The 16,894-nt window shown below is 64.5% G+C and carries 10 protein-coding genes and 1 pseudogene; 1 reads left to right on the plus strand and 10 read right to left on the minus strand.

Translation table 11 applies throughout. The features are described from left to right. Window positions 1-173: 173 nt before the first annotated feature. The 10 genes and pseudogenes from GPA27_RS20695 to GPA27_RS20740 form a co-directional block, all read right to left on the minus strand. Window positions 174-1,637 (minus strand): glutamate synthase subunit beta, encoded by a 1,464-nt coding sequence (locus tag GPA27_RS20695; protein WP_169142378.1) that lies wholly within the window; start codon window positions 1,635-1,637, stop codon window positions 174-176. A gap of 2 nt (window positions 1,638-1,639) precedes the next feature. After that, entirely contained in the window at window positions 1,640-6,313 is a 4,674-nt protein-coding gene (locus GPA27_RS20700; protein WP_169142379.1) for a glutamate synthase-related protein, read from the minus strand. Window positions 6,314-6,562: 249 nt separating this feature from the next. Further along, complete coding sequence (locus GPA27_RS20705; protein ID WP_169142380.1) at window positions 6,563-7,687, minus strand: deoxyguanosinetriphosphate triphosphohydrolase; 1,125 nt, start codon at window positions 7,685-7,687, stop codon at window positions 6,563-6,565. Next, window positions 7,684-8,766 carry a 3-dehydroquinate synthase gene (gene aroB / locus GPA27_RS20710; RefSeq protein ID WP_169142381.1) on the minus strand — a complete coding sequence of 361 codons (1,083 nt, stop codon included), beginning with the start codon at window positions 8,764-8,766 and terminating at the stop codon, window positions 7,684-7,686. Before aroB ends, GPA27_RS20705 begins: the two co-directional genes overlap by 4 nt. A gap of 1 nt (window position 8,767) precedes the next feature. Then, window positions 8,768-9,259, minus strand: a complete 492-nt coding sequence (locus tag GPA27_RS20715; protein ID WP_444541846.1) for a shikimate kinase — start codon at window positions 9,257-9,259, stop codon at window positions 8,768-8,770. Window positions 9,260-9,347: 88 nt separating this feature from the next. Then, window positions 9,348-11,535, minus strand: a pseudogene (locus tag GPA27_RS20720) (type IV pilus secretin PilQ). Then, window positions 11,532-12,047, minus strand: a complete 516-nt coding sequence (locus GPA27_RS20725) for a pilus assembly protein PilP (protein WP_169142383.1) — start codon at window positions 12,045-12,047, stop codon at window positions 11,532-11,534. Before GPA27_RS20725 ends, GPA27_RS20720 begins: the two are co-directional and overlap by 4 nt. A 7-nt stretch (window positions 12,048-12,054) precedes the next feature. After that, window positions 12,055-12,723 (minus strand): type IV pilus inner membrane component PilO, encoded by a 669-nt coding sequence (locus GPA27_RS20730; RefSeq protein ID WP_169142384.1) that lies wholly within the window; start codon window positions 12,721-12,723, stop codon window positions 12,055-12,057. Further along, window positions 12,720-13,292, minus strand: coding sequence for a PilN domain-containing protein (locus tag GPA27_RS20735; RefSeq protein WP_169142385.1), 573 nt, complete (start codon window positions 13,290-13,292; stop codon window positions 12,720-12,722). Before GPA27_RS20735 ends, GPA27_RS20730 begins: the two co-directional genes overlap by 4 nt. Next, the gene (locus GPA27_RS20740) at window positions 13,289-14,362 is read right to left on the minus strand and encodes a pilus assembly protein PilM (protein ID WP_169142386.1); all 1,074 of its coding nucleotides are present in this window, start codon (window positions 14,360-14,362) and stop codon (window positions 13,289-13,291) included. Before GPA27_RS20740 ends, GPA27_RS20735 begins: the two co-directional genes overlap by 4 nt. A 170-nt stretch (window positions 14,363-14,532) precedes the next feature. Here GPA27_RS20740 and GPA27_RS20745 point away from each other — a divergent pair, with 170 nt between their 5' ends. Then, the gene (locus tag GPA27_RS20745) at window positions 14,533-16,890 is read left to right on the plus strand and encodes a penicillin-binding protein 1A (RefSeq protein WP_169142387.1); all 2,358 of its coding nucleotides are present in this window, start codon (window positions 14,533-14,535) and stop codon (window positions 16,888-16,890) included. Window positions 16,891-16,894 lie beyond the last annotated feature (4 nt).

Consider the following 16,894-nt stretch of genomic DNA (forward strand, 5'->3'; position numbering starts at 1 on the left):
GAAGCGGAGGCTCCCAGGACAGGATGGGGATGGGTTTCTGCGACGGCTGCATAACCCATCCCCACCCCAACCCTCCCCTTGAAGGGGAGGGAGTGAACATGCCGCTTAACGCTGCACCAGGAAAAAGGGCGACCCGCGGGTCGCCCTTTTTCATTTCATCCGCTGAAAGCGGCTCAGCGCGGCAGCACCGTCTCACCCATCAGGAACTGATCCACCTCGCGCGCGCATTGACGCCCCTCGCGGATCGCCCACACGACCAGCGACTGTCCGCGGCGCACGTCGCCGGCAGCAAATACCTTCGGCGCGCTGGTCGCATAGCAGCCAACACCGTCGGTGGTGGCCTTGGCGTTACCGCGCGCATCCTTCTCGACCCCGAAGGCTTCGAGCAGCTTGCCCAGCGGGTTCGTGAAGCCCATCGCGAAGAAGACCAGGTCGGCCTTCACCTCGAATTCCGAGCCCGCGACCTCCGACATACGACCGTCCTTCCATTCGAGGCGGACCGCCTTCAGGCCGGTGACCCTTCCGTCCTTGCCGAAGAATTCCTTCGTCGCGACGGCGAAGTCGCGCTCGCAGCCTTCCTCATGCGACGAAGACGTGCGCATCTTGATCGGCCAGTACGGCCACGTCAGCGCCTTGTTCTCTTCCTCGGGCGGCATCGGCATCAGCTCGAACTGGGTCACGCTGGCCGCACCATGGCGGTTCGACGTGCCGACACAGTCGGAACCGGTGTCGCCGCCGCCGATCACGACAACATGCTTGCCTTCGGCCGAGATCGGGTTCGGGCCATCACCGGCCACCGCCTTGTTCTGCGGAATCAGGAACTCCAGTGCAAAATGCACGCCGACAAGGTCACGGCCCGGCACGGGCAGATCGCGCGGCACTTCCGACCCTGCGGCGAGGACCACGGCGTCGAAGTCCTTCTGCAGGGCTTCGGCGCTGACGAACTCCTGCGCATCGTTGGCGATGCCAGGCCCCGTCGTCTCGGCCCCGACGATCACGCCGGCACGGAAGCGCACACCCTCGGCCTCCATCTGCGCCATGCGACGATCGATCAGGCCCTTCTCCATCTTGAAGTCGGGGATGCCATAGCGCAGCAGACCGCCGATGCGGCTGCTCTTCTCGAACACGGTCACGTCATGACCGACGCGCGCGAGTTGCTGCGCGGCGGCAAGGCCCGCCGGGCCGGAACCGACGACGGCGACCTTCTTGCCGGTCTTCACCGCGGCCGGGCGCGGCTGCACCCAGCCCTCTTCCCACGCCTTGTCGATGATCGCGTGCTCGATCGACTTGATGCCGACGGCGTCGGCGTTGATATTCAGCGTGCACGCCGCCTCGCACGGAGCGGGACAGATGCGGCCGGTGAACTCGGGGAAATTGTTGGTCGAGTGCAGGACCTCGATCGCCTCCTTCCACTGGCCGCGATACACCAGGTCATTCCAGTCCGGAATGATGTTGTTGACGGGACAGCCGTTGTTGCAGAACGGGATGCCGCAATCCATGCAGCGTGCGCCCTGCACCGCCGCCTGCTCGTCGGTGAGACGCAGCACGAACTCCTTGTACTTCTTCAGGCGCTCGGCAACCGGCTCGTAGGCCTCCGACAGACGCTGATACTCCAGAAATCCGGTGGGCTTGCCCATTTTTACGCGGCCTCCAGTTGCTTCTGCTTCTGCGCGGCCATCTCGGCCAGCGCACGACGATATTCATGCGGCATCACCTTGACGAACTTGCAGCGCCAGGCGGTCCAGTTTTCGATGATTTCGCGGGCACGCGTGCTGCCCGTGTAACGCGCGTGACGCTCGATCAGGCCCTTCAGGATCAGCTCGTCGCCCATCTCCAGGTGGTCGATGTCCACACGGCCGTGCGACTCGAGATCGTCGCCGGACTCGGAGCCCTTGCGCGCCTCGATCTCCTCGGGCACCGGCTCGAGGGCGACCTGCGCCATGTTGCAGCGCTGTTCGAACGTCCCATCCTCGTCCAGCACGTAAGCCACGCCGCCCGACATGCCGGCCGCGAAGTTGCGCCCGGTCTGGCCGAGCACCACGACCGTGCCGCCCGTCATGTACTCGCAGCCGTGGTCGCCCACGCCCTCGACAACGGCCGTGGCGCCGGAGTTGCGCACCGCGAAACGTTCGCCGCCCACGCCCGAGAAGTAGGCTTCACCCTCGATCGCACCGTACAGCACGGTGTTGCCGATGATGATGTTCTCGGTCGATGCGCCGCGGAAGGATGCCTGCGGGCGCACGATCACGCGGCCACCCGACAGGCCCTTGGCGACGTAGTCGTTGCCTTCGCCGACGAGTTCCAGCGTCACGCCGCGCGCCGCGAAGGCCGCGAAGCTCTGACCCGCGGTGCCGGTCAGGGTCACGTGGATCGTGTCATCCGGCAGTCCGGCATGGCCGTACTTCTCGGCGACACGCCCGGACAGCATCGCGCCGACCGTGCGATTGATGTTGCGCACCGGCACCTCGATGCGGACCGGCTCGCCGCGCTCGAGGGCGGGCTTGGCCAGATCGATGATCTGGTTGTCGAGCGCCTTGTCGAGGCCGTGCTCCTGCACTTCCACATGGCGCTTCGCCGCGCTCGCGGCGACCTTCGGGCGATGGAAGATGCGGCTGTAGTCGAGGCCGCGCGCCTTCCAGTGCTCGATGCCCTTCTTCATGTCCAGCAGTTCCGGGCGGCCGATCAGGTCGTCGAACTTGCGGATGCCGATCTGCGCCATCAGCTCGCGCACTTCCTCGGCGACGAAGAAGAAGTAGTTCACGACGTGCTCGGGCTGGCCGGTGAAGCGCTTCCTGAGCTCCGGATCCTGCGTCGCGACGCCGACCGGGCAGGTGTTCAGGTGGCACTTGCGCATCATGATGCAGCCTTCGACGACCAGCGGCGCGGTCGCGAAACCGAACTCGTCCGCGCCCAGCAGCGCGCCGATGACGACGTCGCGGCCGGTCTTCATCTGGCCGTCGACCTGCACGCGGATGCGGCTGCGCAGGCTGTTGAGCACCAGGGTCTGCTGCGTCTCGGCGAGACCCAGCTCCCACGGGCTGCCAGCGTGCTTGATCGACGACCACGGCGAAGCGCCCGTGCCGCCGTCGTGGCCGGCGATCACGACGTGATCAGCCTTCGCCTTGGCGACACCCGCGGCGACCGTGCCGACGCCGATCTCGGACACCAGCTTGACCGAGATCGAAGCGGCCGGCTGGGCGTTCTTCAGGTCGTGGATCAGCTGGGCGAGATCCTCGATCGAGTAGATGTCATGGTGCGGCGGCGGCGAGATCAGGCCGACGCCCGGCACCGAATGGCGCAGGAAGCCGATGTACTCGCTCACCTTGTGGCCGGGCAGCTGGCCGCCCTCGCCGGGCTTCGCGCCCTGCGCCATCTTGATCTGGATCTGGTCGGCGTTGACCAGGTACTCGGTCGTCACGCCGAAACGGCCCGACGCGACCTGCTTGATCGCCGAACGCAGGCTGTCGCCGGCCTTCAGCTCGAGATCGCGCGCAATGCGGTTCTCGCCGACGATCTGCGACAGGCGCATCGCCTGCGTGATCGGCTTGAAGCGCATCGGATCCTCGCCGCCCTCGCCGGTGTTCGATTTGCCGCCGATGCGGTTCATCGCCACGGCCAGCGTCGTGTGCGCCTCGGTCGAGATCGAACCGAGCGACATCGCGCCGGTCGCGAAGCGCTTGACGATCTCCTTCGCCGGCTCCACTTCCTCGAGCGGCACCGGAGGACCGGCAGGCTTGATCTCGAACAGGCCGCGCAGCGTCATGTGGCGCTTGCTCTGGTCGTTGATCAGCTTCGCGTACTCCTTGTAGGTGTCCGCCTTACCCGAACGCGTCGCATGCTGCAGCTTGGCGATCGATTCCGGCGTCCACATGTGGTCGTCGCCGCGCACACGGTAGGCGTAGTCGCCCCCCGCATCGAGCATGTCGACGAGCACCGGGTCGTTGCTGAAGGCCCTGCGGTGCAGGCGGATGGCTTCCTCCATCACCTCGAACACGCCCATGCCCTCGACCTGGCTGGTCGTGCCGGTGAAGTAGCGGTCGCACAGCGACTGCTTCAGGCCGACCGCCTCGAAGATCTGCGCGCCGGTGTAGGACATGTAGGTCGAGATGCCCATCTTGGACATGACCTTCATGAGGCCCTTGCCGACGGCCTTGACGAAATGCTTGATCGCCTTCGCACCGGCGTCGCCATCACCGGCGATCTGCTGCAGGGTTTCCATCGCCACGTAGGGATGGACCGCCTCGGCGCCGTAACCGGCCAGCACCGCGAAGTGATGCACTTCACGCGCCGTGCCGGTCTCGACGACCAGACCGGCGCGTGTGCGCAGGCCCTTCGCCACCAGGTGCTGATGCACGGCGGAGGTCGCCAGCAGTGCGGGGATCGCAACCTTCTCGGCGTCGATCTTGCGATCGGACACGATCAGGATGTTGTAGCCCTGCAGCACGGCATCCTCGGCCTCGGCGCACAAGGTCGCCAGACGCGCCTCCACGCCTTCCTTGCCCCAGGCGACCGGATAGCACGCATCCAGCTCGGCCGAGCGGAAACGGCTGTCGGCGTAACGCGCGATGTTGCGGATCTTCGCCATGTCGTCGAAGTCCAGCACCGGCTGCGTCACTTCGAGGCGGTACGGCGGGTTGATCTCGTTGATCTCGAGCAGGTTCGGACGCGGGCCGATGAAGGACACCAGCGACATCACCAACTGCTCGCGGATCGGGTCGATCGGCGGGTTCGTCACCTGCGCGAACAGCTGACGGAAGTAGTTGTAGAGCGGCTTCTCCTTCGCCGACAGCACAGCCAGCGGCGAATCGTTACCCATCGAGCCGGTCGCTTCCTCGCCCGTCTTGCCCATCGGCTCGAGGATGAACTTGATGTCTTCCTGCGTGTAGCCGAAGGCCTGCTGGCGATCCAGCAGCGAAGCGCCGGGCTGCGCCACCTCGACACTTTCCGGCACCGGCAGGTCGTCGAACTTGATGTTGATGCGACGGATCCACTCGCGATAGGGCTTCGCCTGGGCGAGCGACTCCTTCAGCTCGCGGTCGTCGATGATGCGCCCCTGCTCCAGGTCGATCATGAACATCTTGCCCGGCTGCAGGCGCCACTTCTTGACGATCCTGCTGTCCGGGATCGGCAGCACGCCCGATTCCGAAGCCATGACCACGAGGTCGTCGTCGGTCACGAGGTAGCGCGCCGGACGCAGGCCGTTACGGTCGAGCGTCGCGCCGATCTGGCGGCCGTCGGTGAAGGCCACCGCGGCGGGGCCGTCCCACGGCTCCATCATCGCCGCGTGGTATTCGTAGAAGGCGCGGCGTTTCTCGTCCATCAACGTATGCGACTCCCACGCCTCCGGGATCATCATCATCACCGCGTGGGCGAGCGAGTAGCCGCTCATCACGAGCAGCTCGAGCGCATTGTCGAACGAGGCCGAGTCCGACTGACCCGGGTAGATCAGCGGCCAGATCTTCTGCAGGTCATCGCCGAGCAGCGGCGAATGCGTGCCCTTTTCGCGCGCGCGCATCCAGTTGTAGTTGCCGCGCAGCGTATTGATCTCGCCGTTGTGAGCAATGTAGCGGAACGGATGGGCCAGATCCCACTTCGGGAAGGTGTTGGTCGAAAAGCGCTGATGCACGAGCGCGAGCGCCGACACCGTGCGCGCATCGGCCAGATCGCAGTAGTACTCGCCGACCTGCGTCGCGAGCAGCAGGCCCTTGTAGTTCACGGTGCGAGCCGACATCGACACCATGTAGAATTCCTTGCCGTGCTTGAGCTCCAGCGCGTTGATCGCGTTGGCCGCACGGCGACGGATCACGTACAGCTTGCGCTCGAGCGCATCGGTCACGGTCACGGTCGGGCCGCGACCGATGAAGACCTGACGCATGACCGGCTCCTTCGCCTTCACCGCCGGCGACATCGGCATCTCGCGGTTCACCGGGACATCGCGCCAGCCGAGCACGGCCTGGCCCTCGGCACGCACCGCGCGGCCGATTTCTTCCTCGCACGCGAGGCGCGACGCCTGCTCCTTCGGCAGGAACACCATGCCGACGCCATACTCACCGACCGGCGGCAGGTCGATGCCCTGCTTCGCCATCTCCTCGCGGTACAACGCATCCGGAATCTGGATCAGGATCCCGGCCCCGTCGCCCTGCAACTCATCGGCGCCGACCGCGCCCCGGTGGTCGAGATTCTTCAGAATCTCCAGGCCCTGGCTGATGATTGCATGACTCTTGACGCCCTTGATATGGGCGACGAAGCCCACACCACAGGCGTCATGTTCATTTGTCGGGTCGTACAGACCCTGCTTCTGGGGGAGATCCATCACGTTCTTCCTCGACACAACACGTTTGCCGGCATGGACCGGCGTTGATCGGGCGACGGCAGCGCCGCATGCAAATAACGCACCAAAATTGTGCAGGCGTCAAAAAGAGCCGGGTGCACGCGCACACCGGCTCCGTTCGGCCAGTGCTTGACACACGGCCACTGCTTACCTTTCAGGCGGACTTGGGAATATACCCCCGCGAAACCCGTGTTTCAAGATTTTTTTGCGGCGCGGTAAACCTATGATGCTTCAATGAATTTCGCCAACTGCGAAGAGTCGGCGATGCTCTTTCATCGCATAGCGGTCGGTCATTCCGGCAATGTAGTCGGCGATGGCGCGCGGCGTGTCGGTGCGCGCACGCATCTGGTATTGCGGCGGAAGCAGCCGGGGATCGTTCATGAACGCGCCGAACAGATCCTGGATGATGCGGCGCGCCTTGTCCGTCATGCGCAGCACCTGGTAATGCGCGTAGAGGTTCTGACGCAGGAATGCCTTCAGCTCGCGCAGGCGCGGCGCGAGCTCCTCCGAATAGGCCACCAGTCGCCCGGCGTGACGCACGTCCGCGAGCGATTGCACCCCAGTACCGACGATGTTCGCGCGCGTCGTGGCGATCAGGTCGAGCGCCATCTCGTTGATCATGCGCCGGATCGTCTCGTGGATCAGCCGACGCCCTGCAAGCCCCGGCCAGCGGGCCTCCGCATCTCGGCGGGCATCCGCGAACACGGCAACCTCGTCCAGCTGCTCCAGCGTGATCAGTCCGGAACGCAGGCCGTCGTCGACATCGTGGTTGTTGTATGCGATCTCGTCGGCCAGATTCGTGAGCTGCGCCTCCAACGAGGGCTGATGACCGTCGAGGAAACGCTGCCCCAGTTCGCCCAGCTCCTTGGCACGCTCGCGCGAGCAGTGCTTCAGGATCCCCTCGCGCGTCTCGTAACACAGGTTCAGGCCGTCGAAGGCGGCGTAGTGCTCCTCGAGAAGATCGACCGTTCGCAGGGACTGCAGATTGTGCTCGAAGCCGCCATACGCCTTCATGCAGGCGTTGAGGGCATCCTGCCCCGCATGCCCGAACGGCGTGTGCCCGAGGTCATGGGCGAGCGCGACCGCTTCGACCAGATCCTCGTTGAGTTGCAGCGTCCGTGCCACGCTGCGGGAGATCTGGGCCACCTCGATGCTGTGCGTCAGGCGCGTGCGGAACAGGTCGCCCTCGTGATTGACGAACACCTGCGTCTTGTATTCGAGCCGCCGGAACGAGTTCGAATGCACGATACGGTCGCGGTCGCGCTGGAACTCGCTGCGGATGCCGGGCGAGGGCTCGGGATGAACCCGCCCGCGCGAATTCGCCTCGGTGACCGCCCAGGGAGCGAGCGTCATCATGCGCAACGCGCTTCGATGGCTGCGGCGATCGCCTCGTGCGTCGCGTCGGCATGGATGACCGCCCTGCCGATGCCGCGCAGCAGGATCAAGCGCAGCCGCCCGGCCTCCACCTTCTTGTCGTGCGCCATGAGCTCAAGATAGCGTGCAGCACCGAGCCGCGGACCCAGCACCGGCAACCCGGCGCGCCGGTGCAGCGCCTCGACGCGCGCGACATCGTCTGCACTCAACCACCCCAGGCGGGCCGAAAGTTCCGCCGCCATCATCGTTCCCGCCGCCACCGCCTCGCCGTGCAGCCACGCACCATAGCCCATGCCGGTTTCGATCGCGTGCCCGAAGGTATGACCGAGGTTCAGGAGCGCTCGCTCCCCCTGCTCGGTTTCGTCCGCCGCCACAACGACCGCCTTATTTGCGCACGACCGCTCGATCGCAAAGGCCAGCGCTTCGGGCTCGCGTGCGACCAGGCGCTCGATGTTCGACTCCAGCCACGCGAAGAAATCCGGATCGCGGATCAGGCCGTACTTGATGACTTCCGCGAGGCCGGCGGCCAGTTCGCGCGGCGGCAGGGTGTCCAGCGTTCCGGTGTCGGCCAGCACCAGCTTCGGCTGGTAGAACGCGCCGATCATGTTCTTACCGAGCGGGTGATTGATCGCGGTCTTGCCGCCCACCGACGAGTCGACCTGCGACAGCAGCGTCGTCGGAACCTGGATGAAGGGGACGCCGCGCTGGTAGGTCGCGGCCGCAAAACCGGTCATGTCGCCGATGACGCCGCCTCCCAAGGCAAGGAGCGTCGTCGAGCGCTCGCAGCGCTCCGCCAGCAGCATGTCGAAGATCTGGTTGAGGGTCGGCCAATCCTTGTGCGCCTCGCCATCGGGGAGCGTCACGGCATGCACCTGCACGCCGAGATCGCGCAGACCGGCCTGCAGCCAATCGAGGTAGAGCGGGCCGACGACGTCGTTGGTGACGATCGCGACGCGCGGCGTCCTGAGGAAAGGGAGGATCAGCGACGGATCGCCGAGCAGGCCACGGCCGATATGGATCGGATAGCCGCGGTCGCCAAGTGCCACATTGAGGGTACGCATGTCACTTCTTGAAGTTTTCGATGGCCTTCTCGATCACGCGCACCATCCCGCCGGGATTGCCGCGACCGCCATCGACGATGATGTCCGCGACCGACCGGTACAGCGGATCGCGTTCGCGATAGAGATTCTCGATGCGTTCGCGCGGGTTGGGCACCTGCAGCAGCGGGCGGTTGCGGTCGTGGCGGGTCCGCTCCCACAGAACCGGCGTCGGCACGTTGAGGTACACGACGATACCCCGTTCCGACATCATCGCGCGATTGTCGGGATTGAGCACGACCCCGCCGCCGGTCGCCAGCACGAGGTCGGATTCGCGCGTCAACTCGTCGACGAGCTGAGTTTCGCGCCGCCTGAAACCTTCCTCGCCTTCGATCTCGAAGATCGTGGAGACCTTGACCCCCGTGCGAGCCTCGATTTCATGGTCGCAATCGATGAAGCGCATGCGATGACGCCGGGCATACTCACGACCTACCGTGGTCTTCCCGGCGCCCATCATGCCAATCAGAATCACTAACACCAACCCGGCATCCGATACGTAATGCCGGCAACTATACAGCAGGCGAACGAGCCTGCGCGCGTGCCGGTCACTTGAGCGTCAGGGAATCCGAGACGATGCGCGGAGTCAAAAAGACCAGCAATTCGCGCCGCGCCGACTGCGTATTCGTAGAGCGGAACAGGGCACCGAGATAGGGAATCTCGCCGAGCAGGGGCACACGGTTCACTGTGGTGGTTTCCTCTTCCTCGAACACGCCGCCGATCACCACTGTCCCGCCGTTCTCGACCATCACTTCGGTCGTCACGCTCTTCTTGTCGATCGGCGGGTTAAGCGTGCCCGCAATCTGGATTGCACGTGTGAAATCTGCGCGGTCCTTTGTAACTTCGACCTTCAACTGTACTCGGCCATCCGGTGTAATGCTCGGGCGCACCTTCAGCATCAGCACGGCGTCCTTGAATCTGATGGTCGGCGGCTCGGTTCCGCTCGAGGGCGTGATGTAGGGAATCTCCTGACCCTGCTTGATCGTCGCCTCGACCTGGTTGGCCGTGAGGATGCGCGGGCTCGACACGACACGGCCGCGACCGTCCGATTCGAGGGCTGCCAGCTCGAGGTTCAGGAAGCGCGTCAGCGAACGGTTGAACAGGGTCAGGTTCAGCGCGCCGAACGGGTTGGTCGGCAGGAAGCCGTTGCCACTCACCGCATTTTCGCCCACGCGATGAATGATCGTATTGATCGGCGAGTCCGGATCCGTGCTGATCTCGCCCGTCTGGGAGTTGAAGTTGCCGAACTCGGACGTACCGAAGCCGATCTTTGCCCCCTCACCGAGGTTCTTCGACTTACGATCCCCGTAACCCAGACGCACGCCGAGATCGCGGGCGAAATCCTTATTTGCCTCGACGACCCGCGCCTCGATCATGACCTGGCGCGGCGGGATGTCGATATCCTTGATGAGGCTCGCAAGGGCCGCCAAGCGGCTCGAGACATCGGTGACGAACAGCCGATTACTCCGCTCGTCGACGACGACGCTGCCACGCTTCGACAGCATCGTCTGATCCTTGCTCTTCAGGAAGTCGAAGATTTCCTTCGACTTGTGATAGTTGATCTGGAAGCTCTCGGTCTGCAACGGTTCCAGGTCGCCGATCTGCGCCTTCGCTTCGAGCTGCAGCTTCTCGCGCGTTGCGAGCTCCTCGCCCGGCGCGATCCAGATGACGTTACCCGACTTGCGCATGTCCAGGCCCTTGGCCTGCAGGATGATGTCGAGCGCCTGGTCCCACGGCACATCCTTGAGGCGCAGCGTCAGGTTGCCCTGCACCGAGTCGCTGGTGATGATGTTGAAGTTGGTGAAGTCCGCGATGACCTGCAGCACCGAACGGACATCGATGTTCTGGAAATTCAGCGAGAGCTTCTCGCCCTTGTACTGGCCGCGCGCAGCCCCCTGGACCAGCTTGTTCGGATCTTCGACGACGCGGCGAACCTCGAGCACGAACTGGTTGTCGCTCTGGTAGGCGTTGTGCTCCCACTTGCCGTTGGGCGTTACCTGCAGGCGGACGTTGTCGCCCTGCTGCTGGGCGGTCATCGACGTCACCGGCGTGGCGAAGTCGGTGACATCCGAGCGGCGACGCAGGTGCTCGGGCAAGGACGTCTTGAGGAACTCGACGACCAGACCGCCACCCTGCTGACGGATGTCGATGCCGGCGTCGGGACTGGAAAGCTGTACAACCACGCGCCCCTCGCCATCCTTGCCGCGGCGGAAATTGATGTCGCGGATGCTGCTGCCCTCGGCGACGGCGTCACGCTTCGGCGCGGCGAAATTGGCCATCGCCTGCGAGACCTGAGTCGTCGTGGCACCGACCGGAGCCGCGGCACCGAGAGCTATGATGACGCTGCGCCCCTCGATGCGCGATTCGAAGGGAGTGACCCTGGTGACATTCAGGACGAGTCGCGTGCGGTCCCCGGACTGGACGATGTTCGCGCTGCGCAGGTCGCCTTGGTCGATTTCCTGCACGCTGCGGCCCAAGCCGTTGGTCGTACCGGGAAAATCGAATGCGATCCGCGCGGGGTTCGCAACGCTGAAACTCGCCGGGGGCGCGGCGAGGGGCTCCTTGAGCGTGAGCTTCAGCAGTACGGCACCCCCCCTGCTGGGAAACCTCGAGGTCTTCGATACGATTCGTCGCGGCCTGGCTTTGCGAGGACGCAGCCTGCGCCAGGACGGCGGGCGCAGGAACAGCCAGGGTGAACGCCGCACACAGCAGCGCAATCATGCGTTTGTGATTCATTTCCGTGCCTCCTGCTGCTCCTGCAGCAGCAATGTGCTGATGCGCTCGACCCAATCGCCGTTCATGTCTTCAACCAGTTCTTTCAGGGTGACTTCGGACTCCGAGATCGCCGTCACCAGTCCGAAATTCTGGCCCAAGTAGTTGCCTACCCTGACCTGGTGCAGGTTCTGGTCGGCGCGTACCAGTGCATGCACCTTGCGGTTCTGGGTGATCACACCGACAAGTTGCAGGGATTCGAGCGGATAGGCTTCGAGCGGCTCGCGCCTGCGATCGAGGTCGGGACCGCCACGGCGAGTGGTTTTCGTTTCGGGCTCGATGCGACTCAGAACGAAGGGGTCGGCGGCGCCTTCGGCTTCATACTTCACGACCGGGACCGGCTTCATCTCGGGCAAGGGCTTGATCGTACCGGTCATCCCCTTTTCCTGCTCGGTCATCCACCCCTGAATGTCCTCCTGATCGCCTGCACAGGCGGTGAGGACAAGGGCGCTTGCAAGTATCAGAAGGCGTTTCATGGCTTTCTCACTTGCCTCCCTTTGCCTTTGCGGCCTTCTCCTGCTGGCGCTTCTGCGCGAGCTCCTCTTCGTCGAGGTAGCGATACGTCACCGCCTTCGCTTCCAGCTTGAGGCCGCCATCCTTCTGGGTTTCGATCGCGATGTTGTCCAGCGTCACGATCCGGGACATGCGGGCAACGTCTTCGGCGAATGCACCGAGGTCGTTGTAGGCGCCGACGATGCGCACATCGATCGGCATCTCGGCGTAGAAGTCCTTGACCGTTTCAGTGCCTGGCTTGAAGAGCTCGAACTGCAGTCCTCGGCCGACGCCGGCCTGGTTGATGTCGGACAGCAGCGAGTCCATTTCCGCGCGATTCGGTAGTTGCTTCAGCAGCGCGCCGAACTGGCGGTCGGTCTCTTCGAGTTGGAGCTTGTACGCATCCAGATTCACGGCAAGCTTCTTCTTCGTCACCCAGTCCTGGCGCAGTTGCACCTCTTCCGCCTCGCGCTGTTCGAGGAGCGCCACCTGATCGCGCCAGTCGAACCACCATGCGAGAGCGAGGACTGCAGCCAGCAGCGCGATGAACACCGCGATGCGCGGCGCAAGCGGCCATGCGCCGGGATCGTTGGGATCGAGGCCCTTGAAATCCTGCGAGAGACGCTCGAAATCGATGCCTTGGAGTTTGCCGAGATTCATTTCCTGGCCCCTTGATCGCCTTCGGCCTTGGGCCCTTCGATACCGATGTTGAGCGCGAAGTCGCTGACCCGGCGCTTGTTCACCGTTGCCGCCTTGATCTCGACCAGCCCCGGGTTGGCAAGGTAGGGCGATTCGTCGAGGCTGCGCATCAAAGCCGAGACGCGCGAATTGGACTGCGAGTAGCCGAGCAGGGCGATCTTCGGGCCGGTCTGCTTGATGGACCGCAGATACACGCCGTCGGGCACGCGGCGCGCGAACTCGTTCATGACGTTTACGGCCTGGGCACGCGTGGTCTGCAGGGACTCGATGACCTGCTTGCGCGCCAGCAGGGCATCGATCTGTTCACGCAGGCGCTTGATTTCGGCGATCTGCGCGTCCAGCTTGGTGATCTCGGACTTGAGGAAATCGTTGCGGCGTTCTTGACGCTCGACATAGCCGGCGATCACGGTATGCACGAGCAGCGCGACCAGCAGGCCGACGACGACCATCGCGACGGACACGACAAAGAACTGCTGGCGGCGTTCACGGCGCTTGAGTTCGCGATGGGGCAGCAGGTTGATTCGAATCATGAATCGAATCTCCGGAGCGCCAGTCCGCAGGCAACCATCAGCGACGGTGCATCGGCCAGCAGGTTCTTGGGTCGCACGCGCGACGACATCGACATTCCGACGAAGGGGTTCGCGACGATGGCCGGGACCTGCGTACGGCCGGCGACCACGTCGGAAAGGCCCGGCATCACCGAGCAGCCGCCCGCAAGGACGATGTGGTCGACCTGGTTGTACTGCGTAGAGGTGAAGAAGAACTGCAGCGCCCGCGACACTTCGAGGGCCAGGCTGTCCATGAAGGGCCGCATCAGGTCGCGCTCGTAATCCTCTGGCAGGCCGCCCGCACGTTTCGCGGCCTCGGCGTCCTCGACACTCATGCCGTACTGGCGCGCGATTTCCTGCGTGAGCTGCATGCCGCCGAAAGCCTGTTCACGCGCATAGAGCTGCTGGCCGTTACGCAGGACGCTGACGTTCATGACGTTCGCGCCGATGTCGATCACCGCGACGATCTTGTCGGCGCCGCCGCCCGGTAGCTGCCTGGCGACGAGTTCGAAGGCTGCTTCCGCGGCGAAGGACTCGACGTCCATCACCGCGGCCTTGAGGCCGGCGGACTCGACCACGGCGACGCGGTCTTCGACCTTTTCCTTGCGCGATGCGGCGATCAGGACCTCGACCTCTTCGGGGCTACCCGGCGAGGGGCCAACCACCTGGAAGTCGAGATTGACTTCGTCCAGCGCAAAGGGAATGTACTGACTAGCCTCCGACTCGACCTGGAGTTCCATCTCCTGGTCGCGCAGGCCGCCTGGCAGGATCATCTTCTTGGTGATCACGGCCGAGGCCGGAAGCGCGACGGCAACCTGCTTTATACCGCCGCCCATGCGGCGCACGGCACGCATCACGGCGTCGCTCACACCTTCGAGATTGGCGATATTGCCGTCAACGACGGCGTCACGCGGCAGGGATTCGATGGCGTACCGCTCCATGCGGTACGCACCCTTTTCGCCCTCTGACAGCTCGACCATCTTCACCGATGAAGATGAGATATCGAGGCCGACCAGCTGACGCGCCTTGGGGCGAAATAGGGAGAAGTCCATCACAAAGAAAATCCTTAAATTTCTTTATGTTAGGCGCCGATACTGAATAAGCTTCTGAGATGCTAGCAACAAAGTGTTGCGAGTGCAAACACAGACGGCGGCAGATGCTTTGGAGGCGCCGGGTGCGCAAACGTATAATTGCGCTCCCGCCCTCCCTCTCTGGATTCCCGATGCGCTGGGTCTTTTATCCCCTCGCGGCACTCATCGCTCTTGTCATTCTCGGCGCGGCAACCATTGCGGCCGTCTCTGCATTCGCATGGCCGAACCTGCCTTCGCTCGACGTTCTGACCGATTACCGCCCGAAGATTCCGCTGCGAGTATACACGTCAGATGGGTATTTACTCGGGGAATTCGGCGAGGAACGGCGGGTCGTCGTGGCAATGGACGAAGTCCCGACGATTCTCAAGCAGGCCATCCTCGCCGCCGAGGACGAGCGCTTCTACGAACACCCCGGGATCGATGTGATCGGGATCGCGCGCGCCGCGCTCGCGAACGTCGTATCCGGCGGGCGCGGCCAGGGCGCGTCGACGATCACGATGCAGGTGGCGCGCAATTTCTTCCTGACACGCGAGAAGACCTTCAACCGCAAGCTCTACGAGATTCTCCTTGCATTGCGCATCGAGCGCAGCCTGAGCAAGGATCAGATCTTCGAGCTCTACATCAACCAGATCTTCCTCGGTCAGCGGTCGTACGGGTTCTCGGCCGCGGCACGCGCCTACTTCGACAAGCCGCTGAAGGACATCACGGTGGCCGAGGCGGCCATGCTCGCGGGACTGCCGAAAGCGCCGTCGGCCTACAACCCGATCGCGAACCCGCGCCGGGCGATCCAGCGCCAGCATTACGTGCTGCGCCGCATGGTCGAAGCCGGCTTCATCGACGAGAAGACCTTCGAGGCGGCCCGCGCGGAACCGCTCGTGCTGGCGAACGGGCGCTCGGCAGCGAGTCCCCTGCGTGGCGACTTCGTTGCGGAGATGGCGCGCCAACTGGCCGTCGAGCAGTTCGGCGAACAGGCTTACGATTCGGGCATCCGCGTGATCACGACGGTGACGCGCGACGATCAGCAGGCCGCCTACAAGGCCGTCCGCCAAGGGGTGATGGATTACGAGCGGCGGCACGGTTACCGCGGCCCCGAGAGCTTTGTCGATCTGAACGGTGTGAGCGCGAACGACGAAGAGCGGCTCGACGAGCTGCTCGCCGACGTCACGGACTACGATGACCTGCTCGCCGCGCTGGTTCTCGAGGCGTCACCCAAGTCGGTCACAGTCTATCGCCACGGCGAAGTCCTGAAGATCACCGGCGCCGGACTGGCCTTTGCTGCGCCGATGCTCAACGAACGGGCCCCGCAGGCACGCAAGGTGCGGCGCGGGGCGATCGTGCGCATCCGCGATCTCGGCGAGAAGGGCTGGGAGATCGCGCAGCTGCCGGACGTGGAGGCGGCACTGATCGCGGTTGACTCGAATACGGGCGCGGTTCGGGCGCTCATCGGCGGCTTCGATTTCAACCGCAACAAGTTCAATCACGTGACCCAGGCGCTACGCCAGCCGGGATCGAGCTTCAAGCCCTTCATCTATTCGGCGGCGCTCGAACGCGGTTTTTCGCCGAGCAGCGTCGAAGAGGACGCACCGCTGTTCTTTCCGGCCGGGATCACCGGCAGCAAGGACTGGGAGCCGAAGAACTACGACGGCAAGTACGAAGGACCGATGACGCTGCGCGAGGGGCTGGCACGATCGAAGAACATGATCTCGATCCGGCTGTTGCGCTCGATCACACCCGAGTACGCGCAGGACTACATCACGCGCTTCGGTTTCGATGCGGCCCAGCATCCGCCCTATCTGACGATGGCGCTCGGCGCCGGCATGGCGACGCCGTGGCAGATGGCGACCGGTTATGCAGTGTTCGCGAACGGCGGCTACCGCATCGAACCCTATGTCGTGAAGGAGATGATCGACGGGCAGGGGCATGTCGTCGCCAAGGTGGACCCGCCCGTCGCGGGCGAGAGCGCGCCGCGCGTGATCGATCCGCGCAACGCGTGGCTGATGACCTCGATGATGCAGGACGTGGTCCGGCGCGGTACGGCAACGCGGGCGCTGGTCCTCAAACGCGGCGAACTTGCCGGCAAGACGGGGACGACCAACGACTACGTGGATGCCTGGTTCGCCGGCTTCCACCCGGACCTGGTCGCGGTGAGCTGGATGGGGCACGACCAGCCGCGCAATCTGGGACGCGGCGAGACCGGCGGTTCGGCCGCCCTGCCGATGTGGGTGAATTTCATGCGTACCGCGCTGAAATCCCTGCCGGAGAAGTTCCCGGCCCGCCCGGACGGGCTGGTCGCCGTCCATACGGGTTCGGGGCGCGAGGAATTCCTCTACAGCGAGAACCTGCCGACGGAACCGATCATGCTCCCGACGGGCACGGAGGAGTTGCCGCTGCCGGCAGAGGCGCCGGACGAGGCACTCCCGCAGACGCGCCCGACGGCGGCACCGGCGCCGGTAGTGGAACGCAGTCCGACGCCGGTGCGGCGACCGTAGGAAC

The organism is Aromatoleum toluolicum (assembly GCF_012911005.2).
GTDB classification, from domain to species: domain Bacteria; phylum Pseudomonadota; class Gammaproteobacteria; order Burkholderiales; family Rhodocyclaceae; genus Aromatoleum; species Aromatoleum toluolicum.